The 24,890-nt window shown below is 72.6% G+C and carries 20 protein-coding genes, 1 pseudogene and 1 riboswitch; of the genes and pseudogenes, 12 read left to right on the top strand and 9 right to left on the bottom strand.

The window, feature by feature from the left end:
* Positions 1–149 precede the first annotated feature (149 nt).
* Positions 150–1,373, bottom strand: a complete 1,224-nt coding sequence (locus ACIBD9_RS24430; RefSeq protein WP_396721134.1) for an MFS transporter — start codon at positions 1,371–1,373, stop codon at positions 150–152.
* Positions 1,370–2,929, bottom strand: coding sequence for an AMP-binding protein (locus tag ACIBD9_RS24425; protein ID WP_396721132.1), 1,560 nt, complete (start codon positions 2,927–2,929; stop codon positions 1,370–1,372). Before ACIBD9_RS24425 ends, ACIBD9_RS24430 begins: the two co-directional genes overlap by 4 nt.
* 311 nt (positions 2,930–3,240) lie before the next feature.
* On the opposite strand from ACIBD9_RS24425, the gene ACIBD9_RS24420 reads away from it, so the two are divergent.
* The 6 genes and pseudogenes from ACIBD9_RS24420 (at position 3,241) to ACIBD9_RS24395 (ending at position 9,583) form a co-directional block, all read left to right on the top strand.
* Positions 3,241–4,518, top strand: a complete 1,278-nt coding sequence (locus tag ACIBD9_RS24420) for an SGNH/GDSL hydrolase family protein (RefSeq protein ID WP_396721210.1) — start codon at positions 3,241–3,243, stop codon at positions 4,516–4,518.
* Between the two features lie 67 nt (positions 4,519–4,585).
* Positions 4,586–5,797 (top strand): cytochrome P450, encoded by a 1,212-nt coding sequence (locus tag ACIBD9_RS24415; RefSeq protein WP_396721208.1) that lies wholly within the window; start codon positions 4,586–4,588, stop codon positions 5,795–5,797.
* A 7-nt stretch (positions 5,798–5,804) separates the two neighbouring features.
* Positions 5,805–6,719 (top strand): annotated as a pseudogene (locus tag ACIBD9_RS24410) (alpha/beta hydrolase); the annotation flags it as partial.
* Positions 6,720–6,813: 94 nt separating this feature from the next.
* The gene (locus ACIBD9_RS24405) at positions 6,814–7,917 is read left to right on the top strand and encodes an alpha-hydroxy acid oxidase (RefSeq protein ID WP_396721130.1); all 1,104 of its coding nucleotides are present in this window, start codon (positions 6,814–6,816) and stop codon (positions 7,915–7,917) included.
* A gap of 3 nt (positions 7,918–7,920) precedes the next feature.
* Entirely contained in the window at positions 7,921–9,255 is a 1,335-nt protein-coding gene (locus ACIBD9_RS24400) for a PLP-dependent aminotransferase family protein (RefSeq protein WP_396721128.1), read from the top strand.
* A gap of 67 nt (positions 9,256–9,322) precedes the next feature.
* Positions 9,323–9,583, top strand: a complete 261-nt coding sequence (locus ACIBD9_RS24395; RefSeq protein ID WP_091397680.1) for a hypothetical protein — start codon at positions 9,323–9,325, stop codon at positions 9,581–9,583.
* A gap of 101 nt (positions 9,584–9,684) precedes the next feature.
* Here the strand turns inward: ACIBD9_RS24395 and ACIBD9_RS24390 are convergent, their stop codons facing one another.
* On the bottom strand, positions 9,685–11,121 hold the full coding sequence (locus ACIBD9_RS24390) for a glycine hydroxymethyltransferase (protein WP_396721126.1): 1,437 nt from the start codon (positions 11,119–11,121) through the stop codon (positions 9,685–9,687).
* 19 nt (positions 11,122–11,140) lie between these two features.
* Positions 11,141–11,230, bottom strand: a riboswitch (ZMP/ZTP riboswitch).
* A gap of 149 nt (positions 11,231–11,379) precedes the next feature.
* Between ACIBD9_RS24390 and ACIBD9_RS24385 the strand changes: the two genes are divergently transcribed.
* The gene (locus ACIBD9_RS24385; protein WP_396721125.1) at positions 11,380–12,186 is read left to right on the top strand and encodes an SDR family NAD(P)-dependent oxidoreductase; all 807 of its coding nucleotides are present in this window, start codon (positions 11,380–11,382) and stop codon (positions 12,184–12,186) included.
* Positions 12,187–12,244: 58 nt separating this feature from the next.
* Here ACIBD9_RS24385 and ACIBD9_RS24380 read toward each other — a convergent pair whose 3' ends face one another.
* From ACIBD9_RS24380 to ACIBD9_RS24370, 3 genes are all read right to left on the bottom strand, one after another.
* Complete coding sequence (locus tag ACIBD9_RS24380) at positions 12,245–12,745, bottom strand: hemerythrin domain-containing protein (protein WP_396721123.1); 501 nt, start codon at positions 12,743–12,745, stop codon at positions 12,245–12,247.
* A 79-nt stretch (positions 12,746–12,824) separates the two neighbouring features.
* Complete coding sequence (locus ACIBD9_RS24375) at positions 12,825–13,694, bottom strand: NAD(P)H-hydrate dehydratase (protein WP_396721121.1); 870 nt, start codon at positions 13,692–13,694, stop codon at positions 12,825–12,827.
* A complete protein-coding gene (locus tag ACIBD9_RS24370; protein ID WP_396721119.1) occupies positions 13,678–14,409 on the bottom strand; it encodes a histidine phosphatase family protein in 732 nt (243 codons plus the stop codon). Before ACIBD9_RS24370 ends, ACIBD9_RS24375 begins: the two co-directional genes overlap by 17 nt.
* A gap of 109 nt (positions 14,410–14,518) precedes the next feature.
* Between ACIBD9_RS24370 and ACIBD9_RS24365 the strand changes: the two genes are divergently transcribed.
* A complete protein-coding gene (locus tag ACIBD9_RS24365; RefSeq protein ID WP_396721118.1) occupies positions 14,519–15,490 on the top strand; it encodes a DNA polymerase domain-containing protein in 972 nt (323 codons plus the stop codon).
* Positions 15,491–15,521: 31 nt separating this feature from the next.
* Here the strand turns inward: ACIBD9_RS24365 and ACIBD9_RS24360 are convergent, their stop codons facing one another.
* Entirely contained in the window at positions 15,522–16,028 is a 507-nt protein-coding gene (locus ACIBD9_RS24360; RefSeq protein WP_387169665.1) for an Lrp/AsnC family transcriptional regulator, read from the bottom strand.
* A 105-nt stretch (positions 16,029–16,133) separates the two neighbouring features.
* On the opposite strand from ACIBD9_RS24360, the gene pdhA reads away from it, so the two are divergent.
* From pdhA to ACIBD9_RS24340, 4 genes are all read left to right on the top strand, one after another.
* Entirely contained in the window at positions 16,134–17,300 is a 1,167-nt protein-coding gene (pdhA, locus tag ACIBD9_RS24355) for a pyruvate dehydrogenase (acetyl-transferring) E1 component subunit alpha (RefSeq protein WP_396721115.1), read from the top strand.
* Positions 17,297–18,301: an alpha-ketoacid dehydrogenase subunit beta gene (locus tag ACIBD9_RS24350; protein ID WP_396721206.1), complete on the top strand. Its 1,005-nt coding sequence runs from the start codon at positions 17,297–17,299 to the stop codon at positions 18,299–18,301. The genes pdhA and ACIBD9_RS24350 overlap by 4 nt, the downstream gene beginning before the upstream one ends.
* The gene (locus ACIBD9_RS24345; RefSeq protein ID WP_396721114.1) at positions 18,298–19,650 is read left to right on the top strand and encodes a dihydrolipoamide acetyltransferase family protein; all 1,353 of its coding nucleotides are present in this window, start codon (positions 18,298–18,300) and stop codon (positions 19,648–19,650) included. The genes ACIBD9_RS24350 and ACIBD9_RS24345 overlap by 4 nt, the downstream gene beginning before the upstream one ends.
* 240 nt (positions 19,651–19,890) lie before the next feature.
* Positions 19,891–21,570 (top strand): right-handed parallel beta-helix repeat-containing protein, encoded by a 1,680-nt coding sequence (locus ACIBD9_RS24340; RefSeq protein ID WP_396721205.1) that lies wholly within the window; start codon positions 19,891–19,893, stop codon positions 21,568–21,570.
* Between the two features lie 213 nt (positions 21,571–21,783).
* Here the strand turns inward: ACIBD9_RS24340 and ACIBD9_RS24335 are convergent, their stop codons facing one another.
* Together ACIBD9_RS24335 and ACIBD9_RS24330 are read right to left on the bottom strand one after the other, a co-directional pair.
* Positions 21,784–23,871 (bottom strand): PQQ-dependent sugar dehydrogenase, encoded by a 2,088-nt coding sequence (locus ACIBD9_RS24335; RefSeq protein WP_396721112.1) that lies wholly within the window; start codon positions 23,869–23,871, stop codon positions 21,784–21,786.
* Positions 23,872–23,893: 22 nt separating this feature from the next.
* Positions 23,894–24,859 carry a sugar phosphate isomerase/epimerase family protein gene (locus tag ACIBD9_RS24330; protein ID WP_396721110.1) on the bottom strand — a complete coding sequence of 322 codons (966 nt, stop codon included), beginning with the start codon at positions 24,857–24,859 and terminating at the stop codon, positions 23,894–23,896.
* Positions 24,860–24,890 lie beyond the last annotated feature (31 nt).

Genomic DNA, 24,890 nt, shown 5'->3' with positions numbered 1-24,890 from the left:
CCGGTAGACCGACCACGGGTACGGCTAACCCGCCCGGGCCGGCCGTGACCGAGTGGGGTCGGCACCTCCACCGGCAACTGTGACGCCCGGGGGCGGCTGCGCGCTCATCGGTCCGTGCCTGCGGCAGCCGCGCCGGGCCCGCAACGGGTTTACCGGGTGGCGACGGGGGTGGGCCGCGCTGGCGTCTCCGGGCCGGACGCCCTGTGCACCAGCGGGTACGCGGTGACCACCAGGCACGCGGCCGCCATGGTCAGCAGGGCCGGGGTGAGCCCCAGCGCGTCCACCGACCAGCCACCGAGCAGCGCGCCGACCGGCAACCCGACGAACGCCAACGAACCGGCGATGCCGATCACCCTGGTCTGCAACTCCGGCGGCACCCGCTCGTAGAGCGCCACCCCGAGCAGCGGGTTGACCGCCGCGATGCCGATTCCGGACAGGAACGTCACCACGAGCACCACCGGCAGTTCGTCGCTGATCGCCAGCGCCACCAGCCGAGGCGTACCGGCGACCAGCGCACCGACCAGGAATGTCAGCCGTCGGGGCAGCCGGGGCCCGAGCGCGGTGAACACCAGGTTGCCCAGCAGCGCGCCCGCCGAGAACGCCGCCAACACCAGGCCGAGTCCGCTGGGGCCGTGCAGCTCCCGGGCGACCCAGACCGGGATGTAGACGGCCACGCTGGCGTTGGCCACCATGTTCAGCGCCGAGATGACGGCGAGCATGCCGAGCAGCGGCCGGTCCCGACCCAGGTAGCCGAAGCCGCCCCGCAGCGCGCGCAGGTAGCTCTCCGGTTGGGCGGGTCGCGTCGCGGCGTCCGGCGGGCGGACCAGGACGCCGATGAGCAGCGCGCAGACGCCGAAGCTGGCCGCGTCGATGAGGATCGCCTCGGTCACCCCGAACGCGGCGATCAGCAGGCCGCCCACGGCGGCGCCGAACAGGGTCATCATCCGGCTGAGCCCGTCGTACGCGGAGGTCAGCCGGATCAGCGGCACCCCGGCGGCCTCCGCGACCGGGCGGAACATCACGTGCTTCACCCGGTCCCCGATGCCCCGCAGCGCACCGGCCACCGCGACGAGCGCCACCAGCGGGGCGAAGCCCAACCACGGGGTCAGCGCGACGACGACCATCGCCACCGCGCTGCCCGCGTCGCAGAGGATCGACGTGCGGCGCAGGCCGATCCGGTCCGCCCAGGGTGTGCCCAACGCGCTGGACAGCAGGTACGGCAGGGTCTCGGCGAACGCGACCAGGCCCATCTTGGTGGGGCTGCCGGTGGTGACCAGCACCAGCCACGGGATGGTCACCACCGAGATGCGGGTGCCCAGGTTGGAGATCAGGTCGGCGCTGACCAGGACGACCAGTTGCCGGCGGGAGGTCACGCCCCGACCACCGAGGCCCGATCGGCCGCGTACCGCGCGCGCAGCGCCCGCTTGTCCACCTTCATCGACCGGTTCACCGGCAGCCGGTCGAGGAACTCCACACCGGCCGGTGCCCACATCTCGTTGAGTTCGGCGGTCACCAGGTCGATCAGCTCCGCCCCGGTGACCGTCGCGCCCGGCCCGAGCACCGCGTACGCGTACGGGACCTCGCCGGCCGTCTCGTCCGGCACGCCGATCACGGCGGCGGCCCGTACCTGCGGGTGCCCGGCCAGCACGTCCTCGATGGGACGGCAGAAGATCGGCCAGCTCCGCCGTTGCGTGAGGATCGCGTCGTCTGCCCGGTCGACCAGATAGAGGTAGCCGTCGTCGTCGAGGTGGCCGATGTCGCGGGTCCGCACCCACCCGCCGACGAGCGTCTGCGCGGTCAGATCCGGCTGACCGTGGTAACCGGCGAAGCTCAGTCGGGTGCGCACCCACACCGTGCCGTCGCGGCCCGTCGGCAGCACCGCACCGTCGTCGTCGCGGATCTCGATGCGGACGTCGCCGTAGGGCCGCCCGCAGGAGCGCAGCCGCTCCGGGTGCTCCGGATCGTCGGTCAGCCCGGGCAGCGCGGTGATCACGACCGCCTCGCTGAGGCCGTACACGATGCGCAGCACCGGGCCGAACCGCGCGATGGCCTGGCGCAGCCGGGCGGGCGCGGCGGGCCCGGCGCCCACGTTGAACATGAACATGGCGGAGAAGTCGGCGCCGACCAGCGCCGGGTGGTCCAACACCTCGTAGAGCATCGGCGGGGTGACGAAGGTCGAGTTGATCCGTTCCCGTTGCACGGTGTCCACGAAGGCCACCGGGTCCCAGTCGTCGCGCAGGAACAGCACCCCGCCGGTGAACAGGTTGAACAGCGTGGTGATCTGCCCGCTGGCCAGCCACATCGGCGAGTGCGACAGGTGCCGCAGCAGCGGGAACCCGGCGGCGCGGAAGTCGGCGGCCAGGGCGAGGATCTGGGCGTAGAAGCTCTCCCGGTGGTGCACCAGCTTGGGGCTTCCGGTGGTGCCGCTGGTCTGCAGGAACGACTCGGGCGCCGGCACGGACGCCGGCAGCTCGGTCACGTCGGCGTCGGCGGTGAGGTCGGGTCCGGCGCCGCCCGCGCCCAGGCAGCACACCGGTGTGCCGGGTAGCGCGGCGGCCAGCTCCGGGCCCAGACTGGCGCGGTCCCGGGCGTCGTAGACCAGGGCGTCCGGGCGGGCCAACCGGATGAACTCGTCGACCTCCCGGCGCGCGGTCACCGGGGCGACCCACATCGTCCGACAGCCGAGCAGATGCAGGGCGAGTTGCAGCAGCGGGCCCTCCACCGCGTTCGCGACGGTCACCAGCACCGCCGACCCGGGGCGTACGCCGTGCCGGGTCACCGTCGCGGCCATCGCCCGGACCCGCGCGGCGGCATCGGTGTAGGTGAGACGCCGACCGCCGCCGACCAACGCCTCCCGGTCGCCGAATTCGGCGAAAAGCTCCAACACCCTGTGCACGTAGGTCGTGGTGTGCCCGGGTCCGTCAGTCATCCGGCAGCCCCCATCCCAAAAGCGGCGGTCCCGGGCAGCTCCCGGTGACGACGCGACGGTGGCGCGCTTGGGCGACCGCACCGCCGCCGCCTGGAAGCCTAGGCGGGAAACGGCTGGTCGGAACCGTGCCGACGGGCGATCCGAGCGGCCCGCCGGACATTTGATCGCGTCGATCAGGTTGATTGACGCCCGTCAGCGGCGGCGGCTAGGTTTCTGGACCATCGTCCAGGCGGGCGCCGTCAGCGGACGGCCCTGGGCTGCCACACGATGGAGGTTCCATGGCAACGGCAACCCCGAAGAGATGGCCTGTCATCGCCGCCGCGGCCGCGCTGTTGGTCGCCGGCGCACCCGCCGTCGTCGCCAGCGCCGGTCCGTCCGGCACCGCCGCCGACCGACCCGACCGCGCCGAGTGGGCGGGCAGCTGGGCCACCGCGGTCACCCGGGGCAACTCGGTCGGGTTGACCAACACCGGCCTCAACGACCAGAGCGTCCGGATGATCGTGCACGTGTCGGTGGGCGGCCCGGCGCTGCGGGTACGCCTCAGCAACCTCTACGGCGAGCAGGCGGTCAAGGTTGGCCGCGCCACCGTCGCCCGGCCGAACACCGCGACCCCCGACGACCTCTCCGACATCGACGCGGCGTCGGTGCGCCCACTGACCTTCACCGGTGCCACCACGGCGACCATGAACCGGGGCGCGGAACTGCTCAGCGACCCGTTGGCCTTCCCGGTCGCGGACGACAGTGACCTCGTGGTCACAGTGCACTTCCCGACGCCGACCGGCCCGACCACGTTCCACGGGCAGTCCCAGCAGGCCAACTTCATCGGCGCGGGGGACCTGACCGGGGTGGCCGAGGGCACCGGGTTCACCACCCGTCCCACCTGCTGCTGGTTCTTCCTCTCCGGCGTCGACGTGCAGCGCAAGGGCAGCCCCGGCGCGCTGGTCGTGCTCAGCGACTCCATCGGTGACGGCAACGGCAGCACCGTCAACGCCAACCGGCGCTGGCCCGACCTGCTCTCCGACCGACTGCTCGCCGACCGGCCGGACCGGCGTACCCCGGGCGTGCTCAACCTGAGCCTGGCCGGCAACCGGCTCAACCACGAGGGCACCGAGCCGGGCGACGGCAACTACCCCGGCTACCACCAGCTCGGCCCGAACGCGGCGGCCCGGCTCAACGAGGACGTCTTTCCCCAGACCGGGGTGCGTACCGTCGTCACCCACCTGGGCATCAACGACATCTGGATGTCGAACGACACACCCGAGGCGATCATCGGCACCCTGCGGCAGATCAACCAGCAGCTCCAGCAGCACGGGCTGACCAGCCTGGTGGCCACGCTGACGCCGTACGAGGGGCACGGCGCGCCGGGCGTGTGGACGGCGCAGAAGGAGGCCACCCGCCAGGCGGTGAACGCCTACCTGCGCGGCAGTCGGGAGTTCGACGGGCTGCTCGACTTCGACCGGGTGCTGCGCGACCCGGCCCGGCCCAGCCAGCTGCTGCCCGCGTACGACTCGGGAGACCACATCCACCCGAACGACGCCGGCAACCAGGCACTGGCCGACGCCGTGCCGCTGCGGCTGCTCGACCTGTGACACCGGCCGGGGGCGGCGGGTGACCCCCGCTGCCCCCGGCCCCGACATCGGCGGGGAGGAGTTGGCCGTGGACGTGGAGGAGATACTCACCGGCCTGTACAGCGAACAGGGCAGACAGGACCCGTACCCGTGGTACGCGGACCTGCACCGGCTCGGCCCGATCAGCGCGGTGCCGGCGCGCGCCGAGCACCGGACGGTGGTCGCGGTCGCGGTCGGCTACGACCTCGTCGACGGGTTGCTGCGCGATCCGGAGTGGACGAAACAGCCGCCGCCGGGCTGGGAGGAGCAGGAGATCCTGCGTACCTTCCAGACCTCGATGATGTTCGTCAACCCGCCCGACCACACCCGGATGCGGCACGTCTTCTCCCGCACGTTCACACCGCGCCGGCTCGGCGCGTTGGAACCGGTGATCCTGCGGGTGGTCGACGAGCTGTTGGACCGGATGGCGGACGCCGGGGAGGGCGCGATCGACTTCGTGGCCGACTTCGCGTACCCGATTCCGGCCCTGGTGATGGCCGAGTTCATCGGCATCCCGGCCGCCGAGTTGCCGTGGTACCGCGAGCGGGTGGAGTGGATCGACGAGTTCCTTGACGTGGCGGGGAAGACCCCGCAGCGGCTGGCCGCGGCCAACACCGCCGCGCAGGAGTTGCGGGCCTTCTACCGGGAGTTGCTCGGGCACCGCCGCCGGGTGCCGGGGGACGACCTGCTCAGCGCGTTGGTCGAGGCGCTCGACTCCGGGGAGGTGGAGCTGACCGAGGAGGAGCTGGTCAGCAACCTGATTGTGCTGTTCAACGCCAGCTTCGTCACCACCGTCTACATGTTCAGCAACGGGCTGCCGTTGCTGCTGGCCCACCCGCAGACGGTCGCGGCGCTGCCCACCGACGCCGCGCTGGCGCAGGGCTGCGTCGACGAGGTGCTGCGGTTGGCGAGCCCGGTGCACTTCCTGGCCCGCGCCGCGCCGGCCGACACCGTGCTGAACGGCGTGCCGGTCGGCACCGACGACAACGTGCTGATCATGATCGCGGCGGCCAACCGGGACCCGGCCCGCTTCCCAGCCCCGGACACCTTCGACCCGACCCGTCCCGGCCCTCCGTCGCTGGCCTTCGGCGTGGGTCTGCACTTCTGCCTCGGCGCGGCCGTGTCGCGGCTGGAGGGTCGCCTCGCGCTGCCCCGGCTGTTCGCCCGGTTCCCCGCGCTGGCGGTCACCGAGACGCCGACGTACAGCGGCAGCCTGTTCCTGCGCGGCATCGACACGTTGCTGGTCAGCACCGGTGGATAGGAGCGACATGGCACTGCACCCGGAGGTGGCGGCGTACCGGGCGGCCCGTGCCACGGCCGGCACCCCGCCGCTGTACGCGCAGACCCTTTCCGAGGCGCGCGCCGCGGACCTGGCCGCGATCCGCGCCGGCAGCGGCGCCGTCGAGCAGGTCGCCGAGGTACGCGACGAGCGTATCCCCGGCCCCGCCGGGGAGCTGCCGCTGCGGGTGTACCGGCCGGCCGGGTCGGGGCCGCTGCCCACCCTGCTGTACTTCTTCGGCGGCGGCTGGACGCTCGGCAGCATCGACACCGCCGACGGCATCTGCCGAAGGCTGGCCAACGCCGTGCCCGGTCAGGTGATCACCGTCGGTTACCGCCTCGCCCCGGAGCACCCCTTTCCGGCGGCGGTGCAGGACTGCCACGCCGCCACCTCGTGGATCGCCGGGCACGCCGACGAGCTGGGCGTGGACCCGACCCGGCTGGCGGTGGGTGGGGACAGCGCCGGCGGCAACCTGGCCGCCGCGGTCACCCTGCTCAGCCGTACGCACGGGCCCCCGCTCGCCGCGCAGCTGCTGGTCTACCCGAACACCGACCAGAGCGGCGAACCGGCCGGCGACGACGACCCGACGCTGTTCAACCGCCGATCGGTCGCCTGGTACCGGACGCACTACCTCGCCGACCCGGCGCACGCGAAGGACCCGCTGGCCTCGCCGCTGCTCGCCGACGACCTGTCCGGGTTGCCGCCGGCGCTGGTGATCACCGCCGAACTCGACCCCCTGTGCGCCGAGGGGCAGCGGTACGCCGAGCGGCTGCGCGACGCTGGGGTGTCCACCCGACTGGAGCACTACCCGGGCATGATCCACGGGTTCTTCGCCATGCCGGGAACCTTCACCGATGGGCGGCGGGCGCAGGACAGCGCGGCGGCCTTCCTCCGCGAGCGCTTCGGACTGCCGGCCGAGCCTGGCGAGACTGCCGACGCCGCCCGGCCGGGCGAGGCGGATGGCCCGGCCGAGCCGGCCGTCGCGAGGGGCCTGGGCGATGGGTGAGCGGTTGTTGGCGGACCGGCCGGCCGTGTCGCTCGCCGACTACGCCGAGCGGGCCCGGGCGGTGCTGCCACCGGACGTGTGGGACTACCTGGCTGGCGGCAGCGCGTCCGAGGTGACCCTCGCCGCGAACCGTCACGCACTGGACCGGGTCGCGGTGCTGCCCCGGGTGCTGCGCGGGGTGGACAGCGTCGACCTCGGCACCGAACTGCTCGGCCGTCGGTACGCCATGCCGGTCGGCGTGGCGCCGATGGCGTACCAGCGGTTGGTGCACCCGGACGGGGAACTGGGCCTGGCGGCGGCTGCCGGCGCGGCCGGGATCCCGTACCTGGCGAGCACGCTGGGCAGCACCCCCATCGAACAGGTCACCCGCACGGGCGCCGACGTCTGGTTCCAGCTCTACTGGCTGCGCGACCGGGCTCTCGTCCGCGACCTGCTGGACCGGGTCGTCGCGGCCGGGTGCCGGGCGCTGGTGGTCACCGTGGACGTCCCGGTGCTCGGTCGACGTCCCCGGGACCTGCGCAACGCGTTCCGGCTGCCGGCCGAGGTGGTCGCCGCGAACCTCCCCGACGGTCGTGACGCGCTGGCGCACTCCGGAGCCCCCGGGGTGTCCGCGATCGCCGCGCACACCGCCGCGTCGTTCGCGCCGGCGCTGCGCTGGGCGGACCTGGCGTGGCTGCGCGAGCAGGTCGACCTGCCGCTGGTGGTCAAGGGGCTGCTGGACCCGCGCGACGCGACCGAGGCGGTTCGCGTCGGCGCGGGCGCGGTGGTCGTCTCCAACCACGGCGGGCGGCAACTGGACGGCTCCCCGGCGAGCGTCACCATGCTGCCGGAGGTCGTCAACGCGGTCGGGGACGGCTGCCAGGTGCTGCTGGACAGCGGCATCCGCGGCGGCACCGACGTGCTGCGGGCGCTGGCGTTGGGTGCGGCCGGGGTGCTGGTCGGCCGGCCGCTGCTCTGGGCGCTGGCCGCTGGCGGCGAACCGGCCGCCCGGGACGCGCTGGGCCTGCTCGTCGCCGAGCTGACCGACGCGCTCACCCTGGCCGGCTGCGCCGACGTGGTGGCGGCCGGCGAGCTGCGCACCCTCGGGGTGGGGTGAGGGGTGACCGCCACCGAACCGGTCGACCTGAGCGTCGCCGACCTGCACCCCGCGCTGGGCGAGCCGGCGCTGACCTCGATGAACTTCCTCAACGAGGTGTCCGAGCGCTACCCGGCGGCGGTGTCCCTCGCAGCCGGCCGACCGTACGAGGAGTTCTTCGACCTCGCGGCGGTGCACCGGCACCTGGACACCTTCCACCGGCACCTCGTCGACGACCTGGGGCACCGACCCGAGCAGGCCCGGAGACTGCTGCTGCAGTACGGCCGGACCAAGGGCATCGTGCACCACCTGATCGCCCGTAACCTCGCGGTCGACGAGGGGATCACCGTCGACCCGGAGGACGTCGTGGTGACCGTCGGTTGCCAGGAGGCGATGTTCCTGGTGCTGCGCGCGTTGCGGGCCGGGCCGACTGATGTGCTGCTCGCGGTCGCCCCGACCTACGTCGGGCTGACCGGGGCGGCCCGGCTGGTGGACCTGCCGGTGTGGCCGGTCGCCGGCGGGTCGTGCGGGATCGACCTGGCCGACCTGGCCGCTCAGGTACGCCGGGCACGGGCGGCGGGACTACGCCCGCGCGCCTGCTACCTGATGCCGGACTTCGCCAACCCCTCCGGGGTCAGCATCGACACCGCCCACCGTCGGCGGCTACTGGACCTGGCGGCGCAGGAGGATCTACTGCTGCTGGAGGACAACCCGTACGGCCTGTTCCACACCGACGACGGGCCGCGCCCGCCCACCCTCAAGGCTTTGGACACCGGACGGCGGGTCGTCTACCTCGGCTCGTTCGCCAAGACCGTGCTCCCCGGCGCGCGGGTCGGCTACGTGGTCGCCGACCAGCGGGTGGCCGGCCCGGGCGGGCGGGTCGGCCCGCTCGCCGACCAGCTCGCCATGATCAAGAGCATGGTCACGGTGAACACGTCACCGATCGCGCAGGCGGTGATCGGCGGCCGGCTGCTGGAGCACGGATGCAGCCTGGTGGCCGCGAACACCCGGGAGCGGACCGCGTACACCCGGAACCTGCGCCACCTCGTGGCCGGCCTCACCCGGCACTTCCGCGATCAGCCCGACCAACCGGACGAGCGTGCGGTGCGCTGGACGGTGCCGGCCGGCGGGTTCTTCGTGGTGGTGACCGTGCCGTTCCCGGTCGACGACGCGTTGCTGGACCGCTCGGCGCGCGACTACGGGGTGCTGTGGACGCCGATGGCCCACTTCTACGACGACACCGCGCCGGTGCGCGCGTTGCGGTTGTCGGTCAGCGCGGTCACGCCGGAGCAGATCGACGTCGGGCTGGACCGCCTCGCGGCGCTGATCACCGACGAGCTGACCCGCCGGGCGGGCTGACACACCGCGTTCATGGGATGGCAATGCGCGACGACCCGCGTGCCGCCGTCCTGGGTGGACGGTCATAATAAGCCGCATGGTTGCCTGGGAGTACGCCCTGCTCGTCCGTCGCTATCAGGGACAGGGCCGCAATTTTCACGTCTCGTTCGTCTGGTACGCGCCGGACGGGTCACGCAAGGACATCACCGCCTACGGCGACACCGCCATCGCGCACCTCAACCGCGCCGGCCGGGAAGGGTGGGAGCTGGTCTCCGCGGCCGAGGACGTCAACAACGTCCAGGGCAGCACCGAGGTCCACCGCTACCACCTGAAGCGCCCGATGGCCTGACGGCCGCCCCTCCGCGTCGATCATGGAGTTGTGGTGGTGGACGAAAGTCGTGCACCAGCCCGTTTCGGGCACCACAACTCCATGATCGACGCGGTCGGGGGCTAGCTCAGGTCGATGCCGGGGTAGAGGGGGTACGTGGCCAGCAGGTCGGTGGCCTGGCGGGCGACCTTGTCGGCCAGGCCGGCGTCCAGGTTGTACTTCGCCTTCGACGGGGTGCCGTCGGCGTTGGCGCCGGCGGTCGTCTGGGTCAGCACGGTGTGGATCAGCTCGGCGGTCTGGTCCATCTCGGCGGTGCCGAGGCCCCGGGTGGTCAGCGCCGGGGTGCCGATCCGGATGCCGGACGTGTACCAGGCCCCGTTCGGGTCCTGCGGGACCGAGTTGCGGTTGGTGACGATGCCCGAGTCGAGGAGGGCCTGCTCGGCCTGCCGGCCGGTGAGCCCGTAGCCGGACACGTCGATCAGCACCAGGTGGTTGTCGGTGCCGCCGGTGACCAGCGTCGCGCCCCGGCGCAGCAGCCCCTCGGCGAGCGCCTGCGCGTTGTCGACGATCCGCTGGGCGTAGTCGGCGAAGTCGGGCCGGCGGGCCTCGGCGAGCGCGACCGCCTTGGCGGCCATCACGTGCGGCAGTGGCCCGCCGAGCACCATCGGGCAGCCCCGGTCCACCTGGTCGGCCAGCTCCGGCTGGCAGAGCACCATGCCGCCGCGCGGGCCCCGCAACGACTTGTGCGTGGTGGTCGTGACGATGTGCGCGTGCGGCACCGGGTCGAAGTCGCCGGTGAACACCTTGCCGGCCACCAGGCCCGCGAAGTGCGCCATGTCGACCATGAAGGTGGCGCCGACCGAGTCGGCGATCTCGCGCAGGATCCGGAAGTTCACCTTCCGGGGGTACGCCGAGTAGCCGCCCACCAGGATCAGCGGCTTGAACTCGCGGGCGGCCTCGGCCACCCGGTCGTAGTCGATCAGGCCGGTCGTCGGGTCGGTGCCGTAGCTGCGCTGGTCGAACATCTTGCCGGAGATGTTCGGCCGGAAACCGTGGGTGAGGTGACCGCCGGCGTCCAGCGACATGCCGAGCATCCGCTGGTTGCCCAGCTCGCGGCGCAGGGCGAACCAGTCGGCCTCGGTGAGGTCGTTGACCTGACGGACCTGGGCCTTCTTCAGGGCGGGGGACTCCACCCGGTCGGCCAGCACCGCCCAGAAGGCGACCAGGTTGGCGTCGATGCCCGAGTGGGGCTGCACGTACGCGTGCGCGGCGCCGAACAGCTCCCGGGCGTGCTCGGCGGCGAGCGCCTCGACGGTGTCGACGTTCTGGCAGCCGGCGTAGAAGCGGCGGCCGACGGTGCCCTCGGCGTACTTGTCACTGAACCAGTTGCCCATGGCCAGCAGGGTCGCCGGGGAGGCGTAGTTCTCGCTGGCGATCAGCTTGAGCGACTCCCGTTGGTCGGTCAGCTCGGCGCCGATGGCGTCGGCGACCCGCGGCTCGACTGCCCGGATCACCTCAAGGGCGCTCCGGAATGCGGTGGACTCGGCGTTGCGGGACATGCGACCTCCAACAGACGTGCGGGAAGGCCCAGGCGCTCGGCAAACGTCCACGTGACGAGGCCGCTCCCCGATGGTTCTCCATCCCCACGCGCCAGTAACGGCCTGGGCCGATCCTACCGGGCCGGAACCGGCCGTTCGGGCCGCCCTCCGGGAGGCGACCCCGCCGACGTGATTGGGCGGTGCGTCGCGGGGCACACGGTAGGTGACCACCGCACCGTCGAGGGTGCGGCCAGGGTTCGCACAGAAGGAGTCGAGAACATGACCACACCCACCTCCACCCGGCCGCTCGCCCTGGTCACCGGGGCCTCCAGCGGCATCGGGTACGAGCTGGCGGCGCAGTTCGTCGAGCACGGCTTCGACCTGGTGATCGCCGCCGAGGACGACGGCATCGACCTGGCGGCACAGAAGCTGCGCCGCGACGGCGGCCCGCAGATCTGGTCGGTCCGTGTCGACCTGGCCCGCGAGCAGGGCGTGACCGAGCTGGTCGCCGCCGTCACCGCGACCGGACGGCCGCTGGACGCGTTGGCGCTCAACGCCGGTCGCGGCGCCGGTGGCGCCTTCGTCGGCGGCACCGACCTCGCCGACGAGTTGGAGATCGTCGACCTCAACGTGCGCTCGACGGTGCACCTGGCGAAGAAGCTGCTGCCCGGGATGGTCGAGCGGGGTACGGGCCGGGTCCTCTTCACCTCGTCGATCGCCTCCACCATGCCCGGGCCGTTCCAGGCGGTCTACAACGCGTCGAAGTCGTTCGTGCAGTCCTTCGCCGAGGCGCTGCGCAACGAGCTGAAGGACACCGGCGTCACGGTGACCTCGCTGATGCCCGGGCCGACCGACACGGAGTTCTTCGACCGGGCCGACATGGAGGACACCCGGGTGGGCTCGGGCAAGAAGGACGACCCGGCGAAGGTCGCCGCGCAGGGCTTCGAGGCGATGATGAGGGGTGATCAGACGATCACCGCCGGCTCGCTGCTGAACAAGGTGCAGACCGCGGCCGGCAAGATCGTTCCGGACAAGCTCAAGTCCGAGCAGCACCGCAAGATGGCCGAGCCGGGCTCGGGCAGCTGACGCGGTGCACGACGAGGGGCCCGGCGTCATGCCGGGCCCCTCGTCGTAAGCGCCTGACTCAGGCGGTCACCGCGTCCATCGCCTTCTTGATCGCCTTCGGCTCGGTGGGGGTGCGCGGCGCGTCCGCGCGCAACGCGATCATCTTCTCGCCGATCTCCTGGAGCTGCTTGCGGCCCAGCGCGTCGCGGACCTTGGGGAACCACTCCTCCTCTTCCTCCTCGACGTGGTGGGTGACGTTCTCGATCAGCACCGTCGTCTTGGCGTTGAACCGCTCGTCGTCGGCGTCCATGCTGGCCAGCTCGGCGCAGAGCACGTCGGCGACGTGGTGTTCCTCGTACGACTCGAGGATGTCGTCCTCCAGGTCGGGCAGCAGCCGGCGAACCTCCGGGTACATCACCTCGTTCTCCAGGTAGGTGTGCACCGTCAGTGCCTCCAGGATCTGGTCCACCAGCTTCTGCCGCTGGCTCGCCGGCCCCTCCTCGGCGTCCTGGAAGGCCTTGAACAGGCGGCGCATTTCCTTGTGGTCCTCTTTGAGCAGGACGATGGCATCGGTCGACACCGGTATGACCTCCCTGAAAAGTCTCGGCTGGTGCAGTTCCGGTACCCCCACGCCGACTGCGGAAACAGGTGAAACCGCCTCACACCATGGCCAACGTGCGGGGGATCTCGTCGAGCAGCTCCCGAGCCAGAAAACCGATCCGGCCGTAGCGGGGGATCAGCCGCTGACCACTCACCGAGTGCGCGAACGAACCCCAGCAGGCCGCCTGCGCCGGGTCGGCACCCCGGGACAGCAACCCCGCCAGCAACCCGGCGAGCACATCCCCGCTGCCGGAGGTGCCCAGCCCGGCGTCGCCGCTCTCCTCCCGCCAACCCCGCCCGTCCGGGGCGGCCACGTGCCCGTACAGCGACACGACCGCCTCGTACCGGACGGCCAACTCGGCCGCCTCGGCGTCCAGGTCGTCGCCCGGGTCCCGCCCGAGCAGGTGCCCGGCCTCGGTGACGTTGGGGGTGAGCACCACGGGCCGACCCGAGCCGACCAGCAGGTCCGGTGCGTGGCTGAGCGCACCGAGGGCGTACGCGTCGAGCACCAGCGACGTCTCCGGACGGGCCGCCTCCAGGACCAGGCCCAGCAGCCGGTTGGTCTCGTCGATCGCCTTCAGGCCAGGGCCGACCGCCACCACGTCGGCCTGCGCGACCAGGTCGCCGAGCTGCCCGTCCCGGTCGGCGGCCACCGCGCCGTCGGTGGTCTCCGGCAGTCCGACCACCAGTGCCTCGGGCACCTGGATGCTCAGCGCGGCGGCGGTGGACTCGGCGGCGGCGAGCTGGAGCACCCCGGCGCCGGCGCGCAACGCGGCCACCCCGGCGAGCAGCACCGCGCCCGGTGTGAAGCGGGAACCACCGACCACCAGGACGGTGCCCCGGCTCTCCTTTCCACCGGCCGGCACCGGCAGCGCCCAGTCCCGCAGCAACGCCGGGGTGATCACCTTCACCTCAGACCGGCTCGGCATGGATCTCGTCCTCCCTGGTCGGCCGGGCACCCTGCTGACGCAGGTGCTCGACATGGTTGAAGGCGGTGAGCGCCAGTCGGTCCTCGCCGTCCGCCGACCACTCGGTGATCGAACAGTTGGCGATCACGTCCTGCCGGGTGAGCGCCATCAGCTCGTCCTCGGTCAACCCCTCCACCAGATAGCGAAGCAGGAAGACCAGCGCGTCGTGGCCGAAGAGCAGCACCCGGCAACCCTCGTGGTCCCGGCGCAGGTCGCCCAGCAGCGTCCGCAGCCGCAACGCCACGTCGGTCCACGACTCCCCGCCCGGCGGCCGGTAGTAGAACTTGCCCAACCGCTCCCGGCGGTCGGCCTCGTCCGGGTAGCGCCGCCGCACCCCGTGCCCGGTCAACCCGTCGAGGATGCCCAGTTCCCGGTCGCGCAGCCGCTCGTCGCGGTGGACCGGAATGTCGGTGCCGGCCAGCGCCAGCCGCGAGGTCTGCACCGCGCGCAGGTACGGCGACACCACCGCCACATCCGGGCGCTTCGCCTCCGGCAGCTCGGCCAGCCAACGGCCGGTCGCCCGAGCCTGGTCCTCGCCGGTCGCGGAGAGCGGCACGTCGGCGTCGCGGTGGGTGAGGTCGATCAGCTCCGCGCCCGTGGCCTCGGCCTGCGTCGCCGCGACGTTCGCGGTGCTCTCGCCGTGCCGGACGATCCAGAGGGTTGCCAGTTCCGCCATGCGGCCCCCCTACCCGGGCGCCGCCGACGGTAACCGTGTCCGGTGATCCGCCATGCCGATGTCCGCTCGGTGGAGGTCCGGCGTGGGCGCAGGTCGTACCCTCGGTGGCGTGGCCACAGCGGCGGAGGAGATCCAGGTGGGGGAGCGGGTGGTCCGCGTCTCCAGCCCCGACAAGCCGTACTTTCCCGAGCGTGGGCTGACCAAGCTGGACGTGGTCCGCTACTTCCTGGCGGTGGGCGACGGCATCCTGCGCGCGCTGCGGGATCGGCCGACCATGCTGGAACGCTGGCCGCGGGGGGTCTTCGAGGGCGCGACGATCGCCACCCGGCAGACCAACCGGGGCGACGCGTTCTACCAGAAGCGGCTGCCGGCGGGCGCGCCCGAGTGGGTGCGAACCGCGCACATCACCTTCCCCAGTGGCCGTACCGCCGACGAGGTCGCGCCGAGCGAGTTGGCCGTGGTCATCTGGGCGGCCAACCTGGGCACCCTGCGGTTCCACCCGTGGCCGGTCACCGCCGCCGACGTGGAACGCCCCGACCAGCTGCGCATCGACCTGGACCCGATGCCCGGCGTCGACTTCGCGCAGGTGGTGCCGGTGGCGCACGAGGTGCAAGCCTTCCTCGCCGAGCTGGGCATGACCGCCTACCCGAAGACCACCGGCGGTCGGGGCCTGCACGTCTATCTGTCGATCGAGCCGCGGTGGAGCTTCGGTGAGTGTCGCCGGGCGGTGCTCGCGCTGGGCCGGGAAATGCAGCGCCGGCTGCCGGACCTGGTCACCACCACGTGGTGGCGCGAGCAGCGGGACCGGCCGGTCTTCGTCGACTACAACCAGATGGCCCGGGACCACACGGTGACCTCGGCGTACTCGATCCGGCCGACGCCGGCCGCGCTGGTCTCCGCGCCGCTGGACTGGTCGGAGCTGGACCAGGTCCGCCCGGAGGACTTCGACGTGCTCAGCATGCCGGCCCGGTTCGCCGAGCGCGGCGACCCGCACGCCGGCCTGGACGGTGACAGGCACTCGCTGGAACCGCTGCTGGAGTTGGCCGACCGCGATGGGCTGGAGGCCCCGCCGGAGCGCTGAGCCGCCGCCGGTGAGGCCCAGAGGCCGCCGCTCACGCCCAGGGGCTGCCGGCGCCGTCGAACTCCTCGAAGACCAGCCAGGTGCGGGTGGACAGCACCCCGGGGATGCTCTGCACCCGGCCCAGCACCACGTCGCGCAGGGCGGCGTTGTCCGGCGCGCGTACCAGCGCGAGCACGTCGTGGTCGCCGCCGAGCAGCGCGGCGTGCTCGATGTAGCGCACCTGGGCCAGCTCGGCCGACACCTCCCGCCAGGTGTTCTGCTCGATGGTCAGGGCGATGTACGCCGACGTGCCCAACCCGGCCGCCTCGGGCGCCACCTGGGCCCGGAACCCGGTGATCACCCCGTCGCGGAGCAACCGCTCCACCCGCGCGTACGCGTTGGTGCGGGAGATGTGGATCCGTTCGGCGAGGGTGCGCACCGACGTCCGACCGTCACGGACCAGCTCGTCGAGGATCCGCCGGTCGACCTCGTCCAGGGCTCGGGCCGATCGTCCCGATCCCGCACCCCGACCTGCTTCGTCGGCGGCCTCCTGGCTCACTGACCGGCCCTCCGCATGCCAACCGTCCCGCCTTCTGTGTCGATCTTGAGTCAATCATCCACAAGCGGAAGCATAGGCTCACCACACGTCCCAGGAGGTTCCGCCGTGACGACCACTCCCCAGGCGGTCCGCAGGGCATCCCCGCGCACCCGTCGAACGGTCACCCCGCCCGACCCGGCGCGCTCGTTGCTGCCCGACGCCGAGCCGGTCCGCCTGCTCGCCGAGAACGGCACGCCGCTGCCCGCCCGCGCCGACTACCCCGAACCACCCGCCGAGGTGCTGCGCGAGCTGTACCGCCGGATGGTGCTCGGTCGGCGCTTCGACACCCAGGCGACCGCCCTGACCAAGCAGGGCCGGCTCGCCGTCTACCCGTCCTCCCGGGGTCAGGAGGCGTGCCAGGTCGGCGCGGTCCTCGCGGTCCGCGACACCGACTGGGTCTTCCCCACGTACCGCGAGTCGATGGCGCTGGTTGCCCGGGGCATCGACCCGGTCGAGGTGCTCACCCTGCTGCGCGGCGACTGGCACTGCGGCTACGACCCGACCGAGGTGCACACCGCACCGCAGTGCACCCCCCTCGCCACCCAGTGCGTGCACGCCGCCGGGCTGGCGCACGGCGAGGCGTACCAGGGTCGCGACACCGTGGCGCTGGCCTTCATCGGCGACGGCGCCACCAGCGAGGGCGACTTCCACGAGGGGATCAACTTCGCCGCCGTGTTCAAGGCGCCGGTGGTCTACTTCGTGCAGAACAACCGGTACGCCATCAGCGTCCCGCTGTCGCGGCAGACCGCCGCGCCGTCGCTGGCCTACAAGGGCGTCGGCTACGGCGTACCCAGCGAGCAGGTCGACGGCAACGACCCGGTCGCGGTGCTCGCCGTGCTCACCCGCGCGGTCGCCCACGCCCGGGCCGGCAAGGGGCCGTTCCTGGTCGAGGCGCACACCTACCGGATGGAGCCGCACACGAACGCCGACGACGCCAGTCGCTACCGCGACGGCGCCGAGGTCGAAGCCTGGCGGGACCGGGACCCGGTCGCCCGGCTGGAGACCTACCTGCGCGCCCGTGGTGTGCTCGACGACGCGGCGGTCGCCGAGATCGCCGAGCAGGCCGAGGCGTACGCGGCGGACCTGCGGACCCGGATGAACGAGCAGCCCACGGTCGACCCGCTGAGCCTCTTCGACCACGTCTACGCCGAGCCCACCCCCCAACTGATCGAACAGCGTGAGCAGGTCCGCGCCGAACTGGCCGCCGCCCACGCCGAGGAGGGCGACGCCTGATGGCCACCACCATGGCGAAGGCGCTCAATGCCGCGCTCGCCGACGCGCTCGCCGCCGACGACCGGGTCGTCGTCTTCGGTGAGGACGTCGGCGCGCTCGGCGGCGTCTTCCGGATCACCGACGGCCTCCAGGCCCGCTTCGGCGAGAACCGCTGCTTCGACACCCCCCTCGCCGAGGCCGGCATCGTCGGCTTCGCCGTCGGCATGGCCATGTCCGGCCTGCGCCCGGTGGTCGAGATGCAGTTCGACGCGTTCGCCTACCCGGCGTTCGAGCAGATCGCCTCGCACGTGGCGAAGCTGCGCAACCGCACCCGGGGCAAGCTCAGCGTGCCGATCGTCATCCGCGTGCCGTACGCGGGCGGGATCGGCGGAGTCGAGCACCACTGCGACTCGTCCGAGGCGTACTACGCGCACACCCCCGGGCTGAAGGTGGTCACCCCGGCGACCGTCGACGACGCGTACTCGCTGCTGCGCGAGGCGATCGAGGACCCCGACCCGGTGGTCTTCATGGAGCCCAAGAAGCTCTACTTCGCCAGCGACGAGGCGTCTCTGCCGACCCGCACCGAGCCGTTCGGCCGGGCCGTCGTGCGCCGGCCCGGACGCGACGCCACCCTGGTGGCGTACGGGCCGGCGGTGCCTGTCGCGCTGGAGGCCGCCGAGGCCGCCCGGGAGGAGGGGTGGGACCTGGAGGTCGTCGACGTGCGCACGATCGTGCCGTTCGACGACGCCACCATCACCGCCTCGGTCCGGCGTACCGGCCGGTGCGTGGTGATCCAGGAGGCGCCCGGCTTCGCCGGCGTCGGCGCGGAGATCGCCGCCCGGGTGCAGGAGCGCTGCTTCCACGCGCTGCACGCCCCGGTGCTGCGGGTCGCCGGGCTGGACATCCCGTACCCGGCGCCGATGCTGGAGCACACCCACCTGCCCGGCGTGGACCGGGTGCTCGACGCGGTCGCCCGCCTGCAGTGGGACGACCAGCCGGACGCGCGTTGGGCGGCGGCATGACCATCGTCGAACGGACGCAGGTCTTCCTCCTGCCCGACCTGGGCGAGGGGCTGAGCGAGGCCGAGATCGTCGAGTGGCGGGTCGCCGTGGGTGACGTGGTCACGGTCGACCAGAGCGTGGTCGAGGTGGAGACCGCCAAGGCCGTCGTCGACGTGCCCTGCCCGTACGCCGGCCGGGTGGTCACCCTGCACGGCGCAGCCGGTGAGGTACGCCCGGTCGGCCAGCCGTTGATCACCATCGCGCCGCTGGACGGGGGCGACGAGCCCGCCGGGCACACCACCTACCGCGAGGAGGAGCGGGCCGGGTCCGGCAACGTGCTGATCGGGTACGGCACCGGCCACGGCACCGCCACCCGCCGTCGGCGTCGACCCCGCCTGGCGGTGGCCCCCGAACCGGCCGACGCGGACCCGGCCGGCGCGGCTGCCGAGGCCGCTCCCGCCGCGTCTGTCGACCCGGCGCGGTCGTCCGCCGCCCTGGTCATCTCGCCGATCGTGCGGCGGCTGGCCCGCGAGCACGGCGTCGACCTCGACACGGTGCGGGGCACCGGGCCCGGGGGCGTGATCCGGCGCGCCGACGTGGAGGCCGCGCTGACCGCGCCCGCCGCCCGGCTCGCCGCCGTGCCGGACCCGCAGGTCGGGTCGGCCCCGGTCGGCGACGGCGACGTCATCGTCCCGCTCACCGGCGTCCGCAAGGTGATCGCCGACAAGCTCTCCCGCAGCCGGCGGGAGATCCCGGAGGTGACCATCTGGGTCGACGTGGATGCCACCGGGCTGCTGGAGACCCGCGCCGCGATCAACGCGGCGACGCCCGACGCGCCGGTGAGCATCCTGGCCCTGCTGGCCCGGATCTGCCTCAGCGGGCTGCGCCGGTTCCCGCAGCTCAACTCCCGGGTCGACACCGAGGCGCAGCGCATCGTCCAGTCCGCCGGGGTGCACCTCGGCATCGCCGCGCAGACCGACCGGGGTCTGCTGGTGCCGGTGCTGCGCGACGCCCAGCGGCTCACCACCGCCGAACTGGCCGCCGAACTGGCGGCGACCACCGCCGCCGCGCGGGCCGGCAGCCTGCCCCCGGCCCGGCTGACCGGCGGCACCTTCACGCTGAACAACTACGGGGTGTTCGGCGTCGACGGCTCCACACCGATCATCAACCACCCCGAGGCGGCCCTGCTCGGGGTCGGGCGGATCGTGGACAAGCCGTGGGTGGTCGACGGGCAACTCGCCGTCCGTAAGGTGACCCAGCTCAGCCTCACCTTCGACCACCGGGTCTGCGACGGCGGGGTGGCCGGTGGCTTCCTGCGGCACGTCGCCGACTGCGTGGAGCGCCCGGCGCTGCTGATCGCCGCCGTCTGACGCGTACCCCCGGCCCCGGCGCTGCCCGTGCGGCGCCGGGGCCGGCGCACGTCCGGGGCCGCCCGGCGGTGTCAGCGGGCCGGGGCTGCCCGGCGGTGTCAGCGGGCCGAGGTTTCCCGGCGGGTGTCAGCGGGCCTGGGTTTCCCGGCGCGGGACCGGCCGGGGTTTCCCGGCGGCGTGATCGGGAAGTCGGCCCCGCCGGAACGCACCGAACGCGTCGAAGGGAGCCGGCCTGTGGCCGTGGCGAACGAGCTGCTACTGAACTCGGTCCGGGTACGACGGCCCGCCTCGGCCGGCGCGCCGCTGTACTGCGACGCGCTGGAGTACGGGCTGACCGGCGACGGCGCGACAAACGACCAGCCGGCGCTGGCCGCCCTCGTGGACCGCCTCGGCGCCGGGTACGCCTCGGACGGGCGGGCCCGGGTCATCTACTGCCCGCCGGGCATTTACTCGATCCGGGACGCGGGCACGGTTTGGCGCAGCGGGGTGTCGCTGATCGGGGCCGGCCCGGCGGCCACCCGGTTCATGCTCAGCAACGAGGGCAACCGGGCCGACCCGACCCCGTTGGCCTTCTGGACCACCGTGCAGCACGGCGCCGACCGGGACCGGCACATCGCCGACTGCACCTTCGCCGACTTCCAGATCGACGGCTCCGGCGTCGCCATGGCCGAGTACAACTACCTGGCCAAGGGCCTCGGCATCCAGTACATGGTGCGGGGCGTCTTCCGCAACCTCTACATCCACCACACCGCAGCCACTGGGCTGGGCTGCGACTTCCTCCAGGACTCCCTGGTCGACGGTGTGGTGGTGGTCGGCTGTGGCCGCCTCGACAACGGCGAGCAGATGGGCGGCGCGGGCATCGGCATCGGCATCGGCGGCTGGGGCACGGTGGAGCGGCTGACCATCGCGAACTGCACCGCCCTCGCCAACGGCACCAACGGCATCTTCCTGGAGCTGCAGAAGGACTACTGGCCGCCGCCGCGCGGCTACCGCATCATCGGCTGCCACAGTCAGGGCAACCGCTTCGGCATCTCCGACTGGGGCGCCGACGGCCTGATCGTGTCCGCCTGCACGATGACCGGCAACCTGGAGACCGGGTTCGACGTGTCGGCGCAGGGCACCTCGTCCGTGGCCGGCCGGGGCGGGCTGCTCACCGACTGCGTCATCGACGGCAACATGTACGACGGGGTCAGCATCGGCAACAGCCCCGGCCCGTACACCGTCCGGGGCAACCGGATCAGCGGCAACGGCCGGCACGGCTACCACGCGCACGACCTCGGGCGCGGCTATCGGGGCTCGATCCGCGACGTCGTGATCGAGAGCAACGAGTTCTGGGGCAACGGCCTCGACGCGATTCGGATCGACCACCAGATGACCGACGCGGTGCTGCTCAACAACCGCATCCGCAACAACGGGCGCCAGACCGGCGAGGGCACCGGGAATGCCGGCGACGCCGTCCGCTACAGCGAGCGGTGCCTGGTGGACCGGTCGGCCACCTGGCCGCACGACGGACACCGGGGCAAGGTCCTGCGGGTCGGCAGGGCCGTTGCCATGGTGGCCTCCAACACCGGCGACGAACTCACCCTCGCCCCGGTGCGCCCGGACGCGTTCACCGCGTGGAGCGGGGACGTGCCACCGCCGGGATGCGGGTACGAACTGGCCGCCGCACCGCAGTTGCGGGCCGGTATCACCATCGACGCGCACTTCGACTCGGCCACCATCCGGGGCAACCGGATCTGGGACAACCACGACAACCAGACCCAGACGCACGGCCTGTGGATCACCGGTCGGGGCAGTTGCGTGGACTGCCGGGTGGAGGACAACGACCTGGCCGGCAACGCCGACGAGGGGATCCGGCTGGACACCCCGCCGGTGGGCGGACGGTGGCGGGACAACCACGTCGACAGCGACTGGAGCTGAGCGGCCACCCGGCGGGACCCTGGAGCTGGACGACGTGCGGCGGGGGGGGGGGGGGTGGCCCCCCCCCCCCCGGGCGGGGGGGGGGGGCGGGCCCCCCCCCCCCCCCGCCCCGGGGGGGGGGGGGGGCGCCCGCGGGGGGCGCGCGGGGGGGGGGGGGGGGGGGGGGGGGGGGGGCGCCCCCCCCCCCCCCCCGCCGCTGTCATCGTGAGGTGGTCAGCCGGCCAGACCGGCCACCGGGGTCGGGTCCAGCACGACCGTGGCCGAGCCCGACTGCGCGGGTGAGCCCGCGTCGGTGTATTCCGCGACGAACACCGCGGTCAGGTTGTCCGCGCCGCTGTGCCCACCATCCACGAAGGTGGGGATGCTTCCGGAGCAACCCGTCGAGGTGGAGAGGGGGTGCCCGTGCTCGTCGTGCCCGAGCACGTAGGTGACCTTCACCCGGGAGCAGTCCACCGGCAGGTCGTCGGTGACCTTCACCTCGTACGCCACCGTCTGACCGAACTGGAACGGCTGCCCGGTCACCGGAGCGACGAACTCGACGATCGGCGCGGTCGGCCCCACCACCAGCGGCAGGGACGCCGAGGCGGACCGTCCGGTGCGGTCGGTCACCTTCAACGTCGGCGTGTACGAGCCGTTCTCCGGGAACGTCCAGCTCGCGTTCGGGTCGGTGCTGTCCACCGAGCCGTCCGCGTTGAAGTCCCACGCGTAGCTCAGCTTGTCACCGTCCGGGTCGGTCGTGCCGGCGCTGGAGAACGCGACGGTCAGCGGGGCCTGCCCGACGGTGGGGGTGCCACTGATCTTCGGGATCGGCGTCCGGTTGCCCCGGACGAAGTCGATCCGGGACAGCTGCGCGTCCGGGTTCTCGGCGAAGTAACCGTCGCCGTACTCCAGGACGTAGAGCGCGCCGTCCGGGCCGAACTCCATGTCCATCGGGTTGTCCACCACCAGCGACGGCGCCACCGGACGGATGTCCGTCACGTCGCCGTCCTCGTCGAGGCGGAACTCCTTGATGTAGTCGCGGGACCACTCGTAGAACAGCGGCACCCCGTCGTAGTAGGCCGGCCAGCGGGTGCGCGACGTGCTGGTCCCGTCGTAGTCGTACGCCGGACCACCCATCGGCGAGATGCCGCCGGTGCCCAGCTGCGGGAACTCGGCCGAGGGGGCGGCCGCGTACCAGACCTCCGGCTGCTCGACCGGCGGCAGCACGCGCTTGCCGGTGTTGTGCGGTGAGTCGTTGACCGGGCGCTTGCAGTTGAACTTGGCGCCGGACTCGCCGGTGGCGAAGTCGTAGTCGCGGTAGGCGATCGTCGGCGTCACGCAGTACGGCCAGCCGTAGTTGGCCGGCTTGTCGACGAGCAACCACCGGCCGTGCCCGGCCGGGCCGCGCTCCGGGTTCGGGTTGGAGGCGTCCGGCGAGTAGTCGCCCACGTACACGTTGTCGGTACGCCTGTCGACGGCGAACCGGAACGCGTTGCGCAGCCCCATCGCGTAGATCTCCGGGCGGGTCTGCGCCGTGCCCGGCTTGAACAGGTTGCCCGCCGGCACCGTGTAACCGCCACCGTTCTTCACCTTGATGCGCAGCAGCTTGCCGCGCAGGTCGTTGGTGTTGGCCGCGGTGCGCTGGGCGTCGAAGGCCGGGTGGCGGTCGGCCCGCTCGTCGATCGGGATGTAGCCGTCCGAGGCGAACGGGTTGGTGTCGTCACCCGTCGACAGGTACAGGTTGCCCTTGCTGTCGAAGTCGATCTGGCCGCCGACGTGGCAGCAGATGCCCCGGTCGGTCGGCACGTCGATGATCTGCTGCTCGCTGGCGAGGTTCAGCTTCGTCCCGTCCAGCTTGAACCGGGACAACCGCAGCGCGCCCTTGAACCGCTGCCAGTCCGCCTCGGTGCCGGTCTCCGGCGCGTCCCCCTCGTTGACGCCGGGGGTCGCCGGGTCGTCCACCGGCGTGTCCATCGGCGGCGAGTAGTAGAGGTACACCCACTTGTTCTGGGCGAAGTCCGGGTCGATGGCGACCCCCTGCAACCCCTCCTCGTCGTGCTCGTACACCGGGATGTCGGCGGCGAGGGTGTTCAGCCCGGTGCGCGGGTCGTGGATGCGGACCTCACCGGTACGGGAGGTGTGCAGCACCCGCAGGTCGGGCAGGACGGCGAGGCTCATCGGCTCGCCCGGGAAGTCGTTCAGTGTCACTTTCTGGAAACTGCTGTCCGGCGGCGCGGCCGGCGCTGCGGCCGCTGCCGACGGTGGTACGGCCAGACCGGCCGTCACCAGCAGCAGGGCGGACGCGAATGCGGTCCTTCTCATCAGGTGTGTCCCCCGGGTGTTTTCAGTACCGAAGTGAAGCGAGATAGTCGAAGCCGACGCGAGCGGTGTCCAGGGCGTCGGCGGGGGAGCGCGGCGCGGTGCCCGCGTCGTCACGCTCCACGATGTACTCCTCGATGCCGGCCTCCCGCTCGTGGGCGAAGATGCGGCCGAAATCGATGACGCCGTCGCCGAGGTCGGCGAAACCACCCTCGACGTCGAGGTCCTTGACGTGCACCTGGCGGATCCGGCCCCGGTTGGCCCGGATCACGTCGACCGGGTCGTGGGCGCCCCGCCAGGTCCAGTAGAGGTCGAGCTCGAAGTGGACCAGCCGGGAGTCGGTCTGCGAGCTGAGAATGTCGAACCCGGTCGAGCCGCCGGTCAGCGGCACGAACTCGAGCTGGTGGTTGTGGTAGCCGAAGTCGAGCCCCGCGCGTTCGGCGAGCCGACCGGCGCGGTTCAGGTCCCGGGCCAGGGCCCGGTAGACGGCAGGGTCCCGGATCGGCTGACCGCTCGCGTCCCGACCGAAGTACGGGTGGACGATCTTCTTGCAGCCCACCACGTTGGCGTCGGCGAGGGCCTGCTCCCAGGTGGCCTCGTCGAACGGCTGCGGGATGCCGACGTGTCCGGAGGTGGAACGCAGCCCGGCCTCGTCGAGCGCGGCCCGGAACTGTGCGGCGGTGCGGCCGACGAAACCGGCGTGCTCCACCCGCCGGTAGCCGATCCGGCGCAGCGCGTCCAGGGTGCCGGGCAGGTCGGCGGCGAGCTGGTCGCGCAGCGTGTAGAGCTGGATGCTGATCCGGTCCACCGGCACGCGACGCCGGCCCTGGGCCTGTCCGGTGGACGCGGCGGGCGCGGCGACGGCCGTGCCGCCGAGCAGACCGGCGGCGCCGACGGCGGCCGCGGAAACGGTCGCGGCGCGCAGCACTCCACGCCGACTGACCGGCTCGGATGCCGGTGTCGGCCCCGGTCGGTTGAGTTGTTGATCCATGGTGGTGGTCCCTTCCTGACGGCTGGTACGC

Source organism: Micromonospora sp. NPDC050784, assembly GCF_044456765.1.
Lineage (GTDB): Bacteria > Actinomycetota > Actinomycetes > Mycobacteriales > Micromonosporaceae > Micromonospora > Micromonospora foliorum.
The sequence above is the reverse complement of the archived record's forward strand: the minus strand, read 5'-3'. Positions and strand labels throughout refer to the sequence as shown.

Bases quoted from the DNA above. Each gene is read 5' to 3' on its own strand.
- ACIBD9_RS24390 (WP_396721126.1), bottom strand. From the start codon at position 11,121: ATGTCCCGCAACGCCGAGTCCACCGCATTCCGGAGCGCCCTTGAGGTG.
- ACIBD9_RS24385 (WP_396721125.1), top strand. From the start codon at position 11,380: ATGACCACACCCACCTCCACCCGGCCGCTCGCCCTGGTCACCGGGGCC.
- ACIBD9_RS24345 (WP_396721114.1), top strand. From the start codon at position 18,298: ATGACCATCGTCGAACGGACGCAGGTCTTCCTCCTGCCCGACCTGGGC.
- ACIBD9_RS24405 (WP_396721130.1), top strand. From the start codon at position 6,814: ATGGGTGAGCGGTTGTTGGCGGACCGGCCGGCCGTGTCGCTCGCCGAC.
- ACIBD9_RS24335 (WP_396721112.1), bottom strand. From the start codon at position 23,871: ATGAGAAGGACCGCATTCGCGTCCGCCCTGCTGCTGGTGACGGCCGGT.
- ACIBD9_RS24330 (WP_396721110.1), bottom strand. From the start codon at position 24,859: ATGGATCAACAACTCAACCGACCGGGGCCGACACCGGCATCCGAGCCG.
- ACIBD9_RS24425 (WP_396721132.1), bottom strand. From the start codon at position 2,929: ATGACTGACGGACCCGGGCACACCACGACCTACGTGCACAGGGTGTTG.
- ACIBD9_RS24375 (WP_396721121.1), bottom strand. From the start codon at position 13,694: ATGCCGAGCCGGTCTGAGGTGAAGGTGATCACCCCGGCGTTGCTGCGG.
- ACIBD9_RS24370 (WP_396721119.1), bottom strand. From the start codon at position 14,409: ATGGCGGAACTGGCAACCCTCTGGATCGTCCGGCACGGCGAGAGCACC.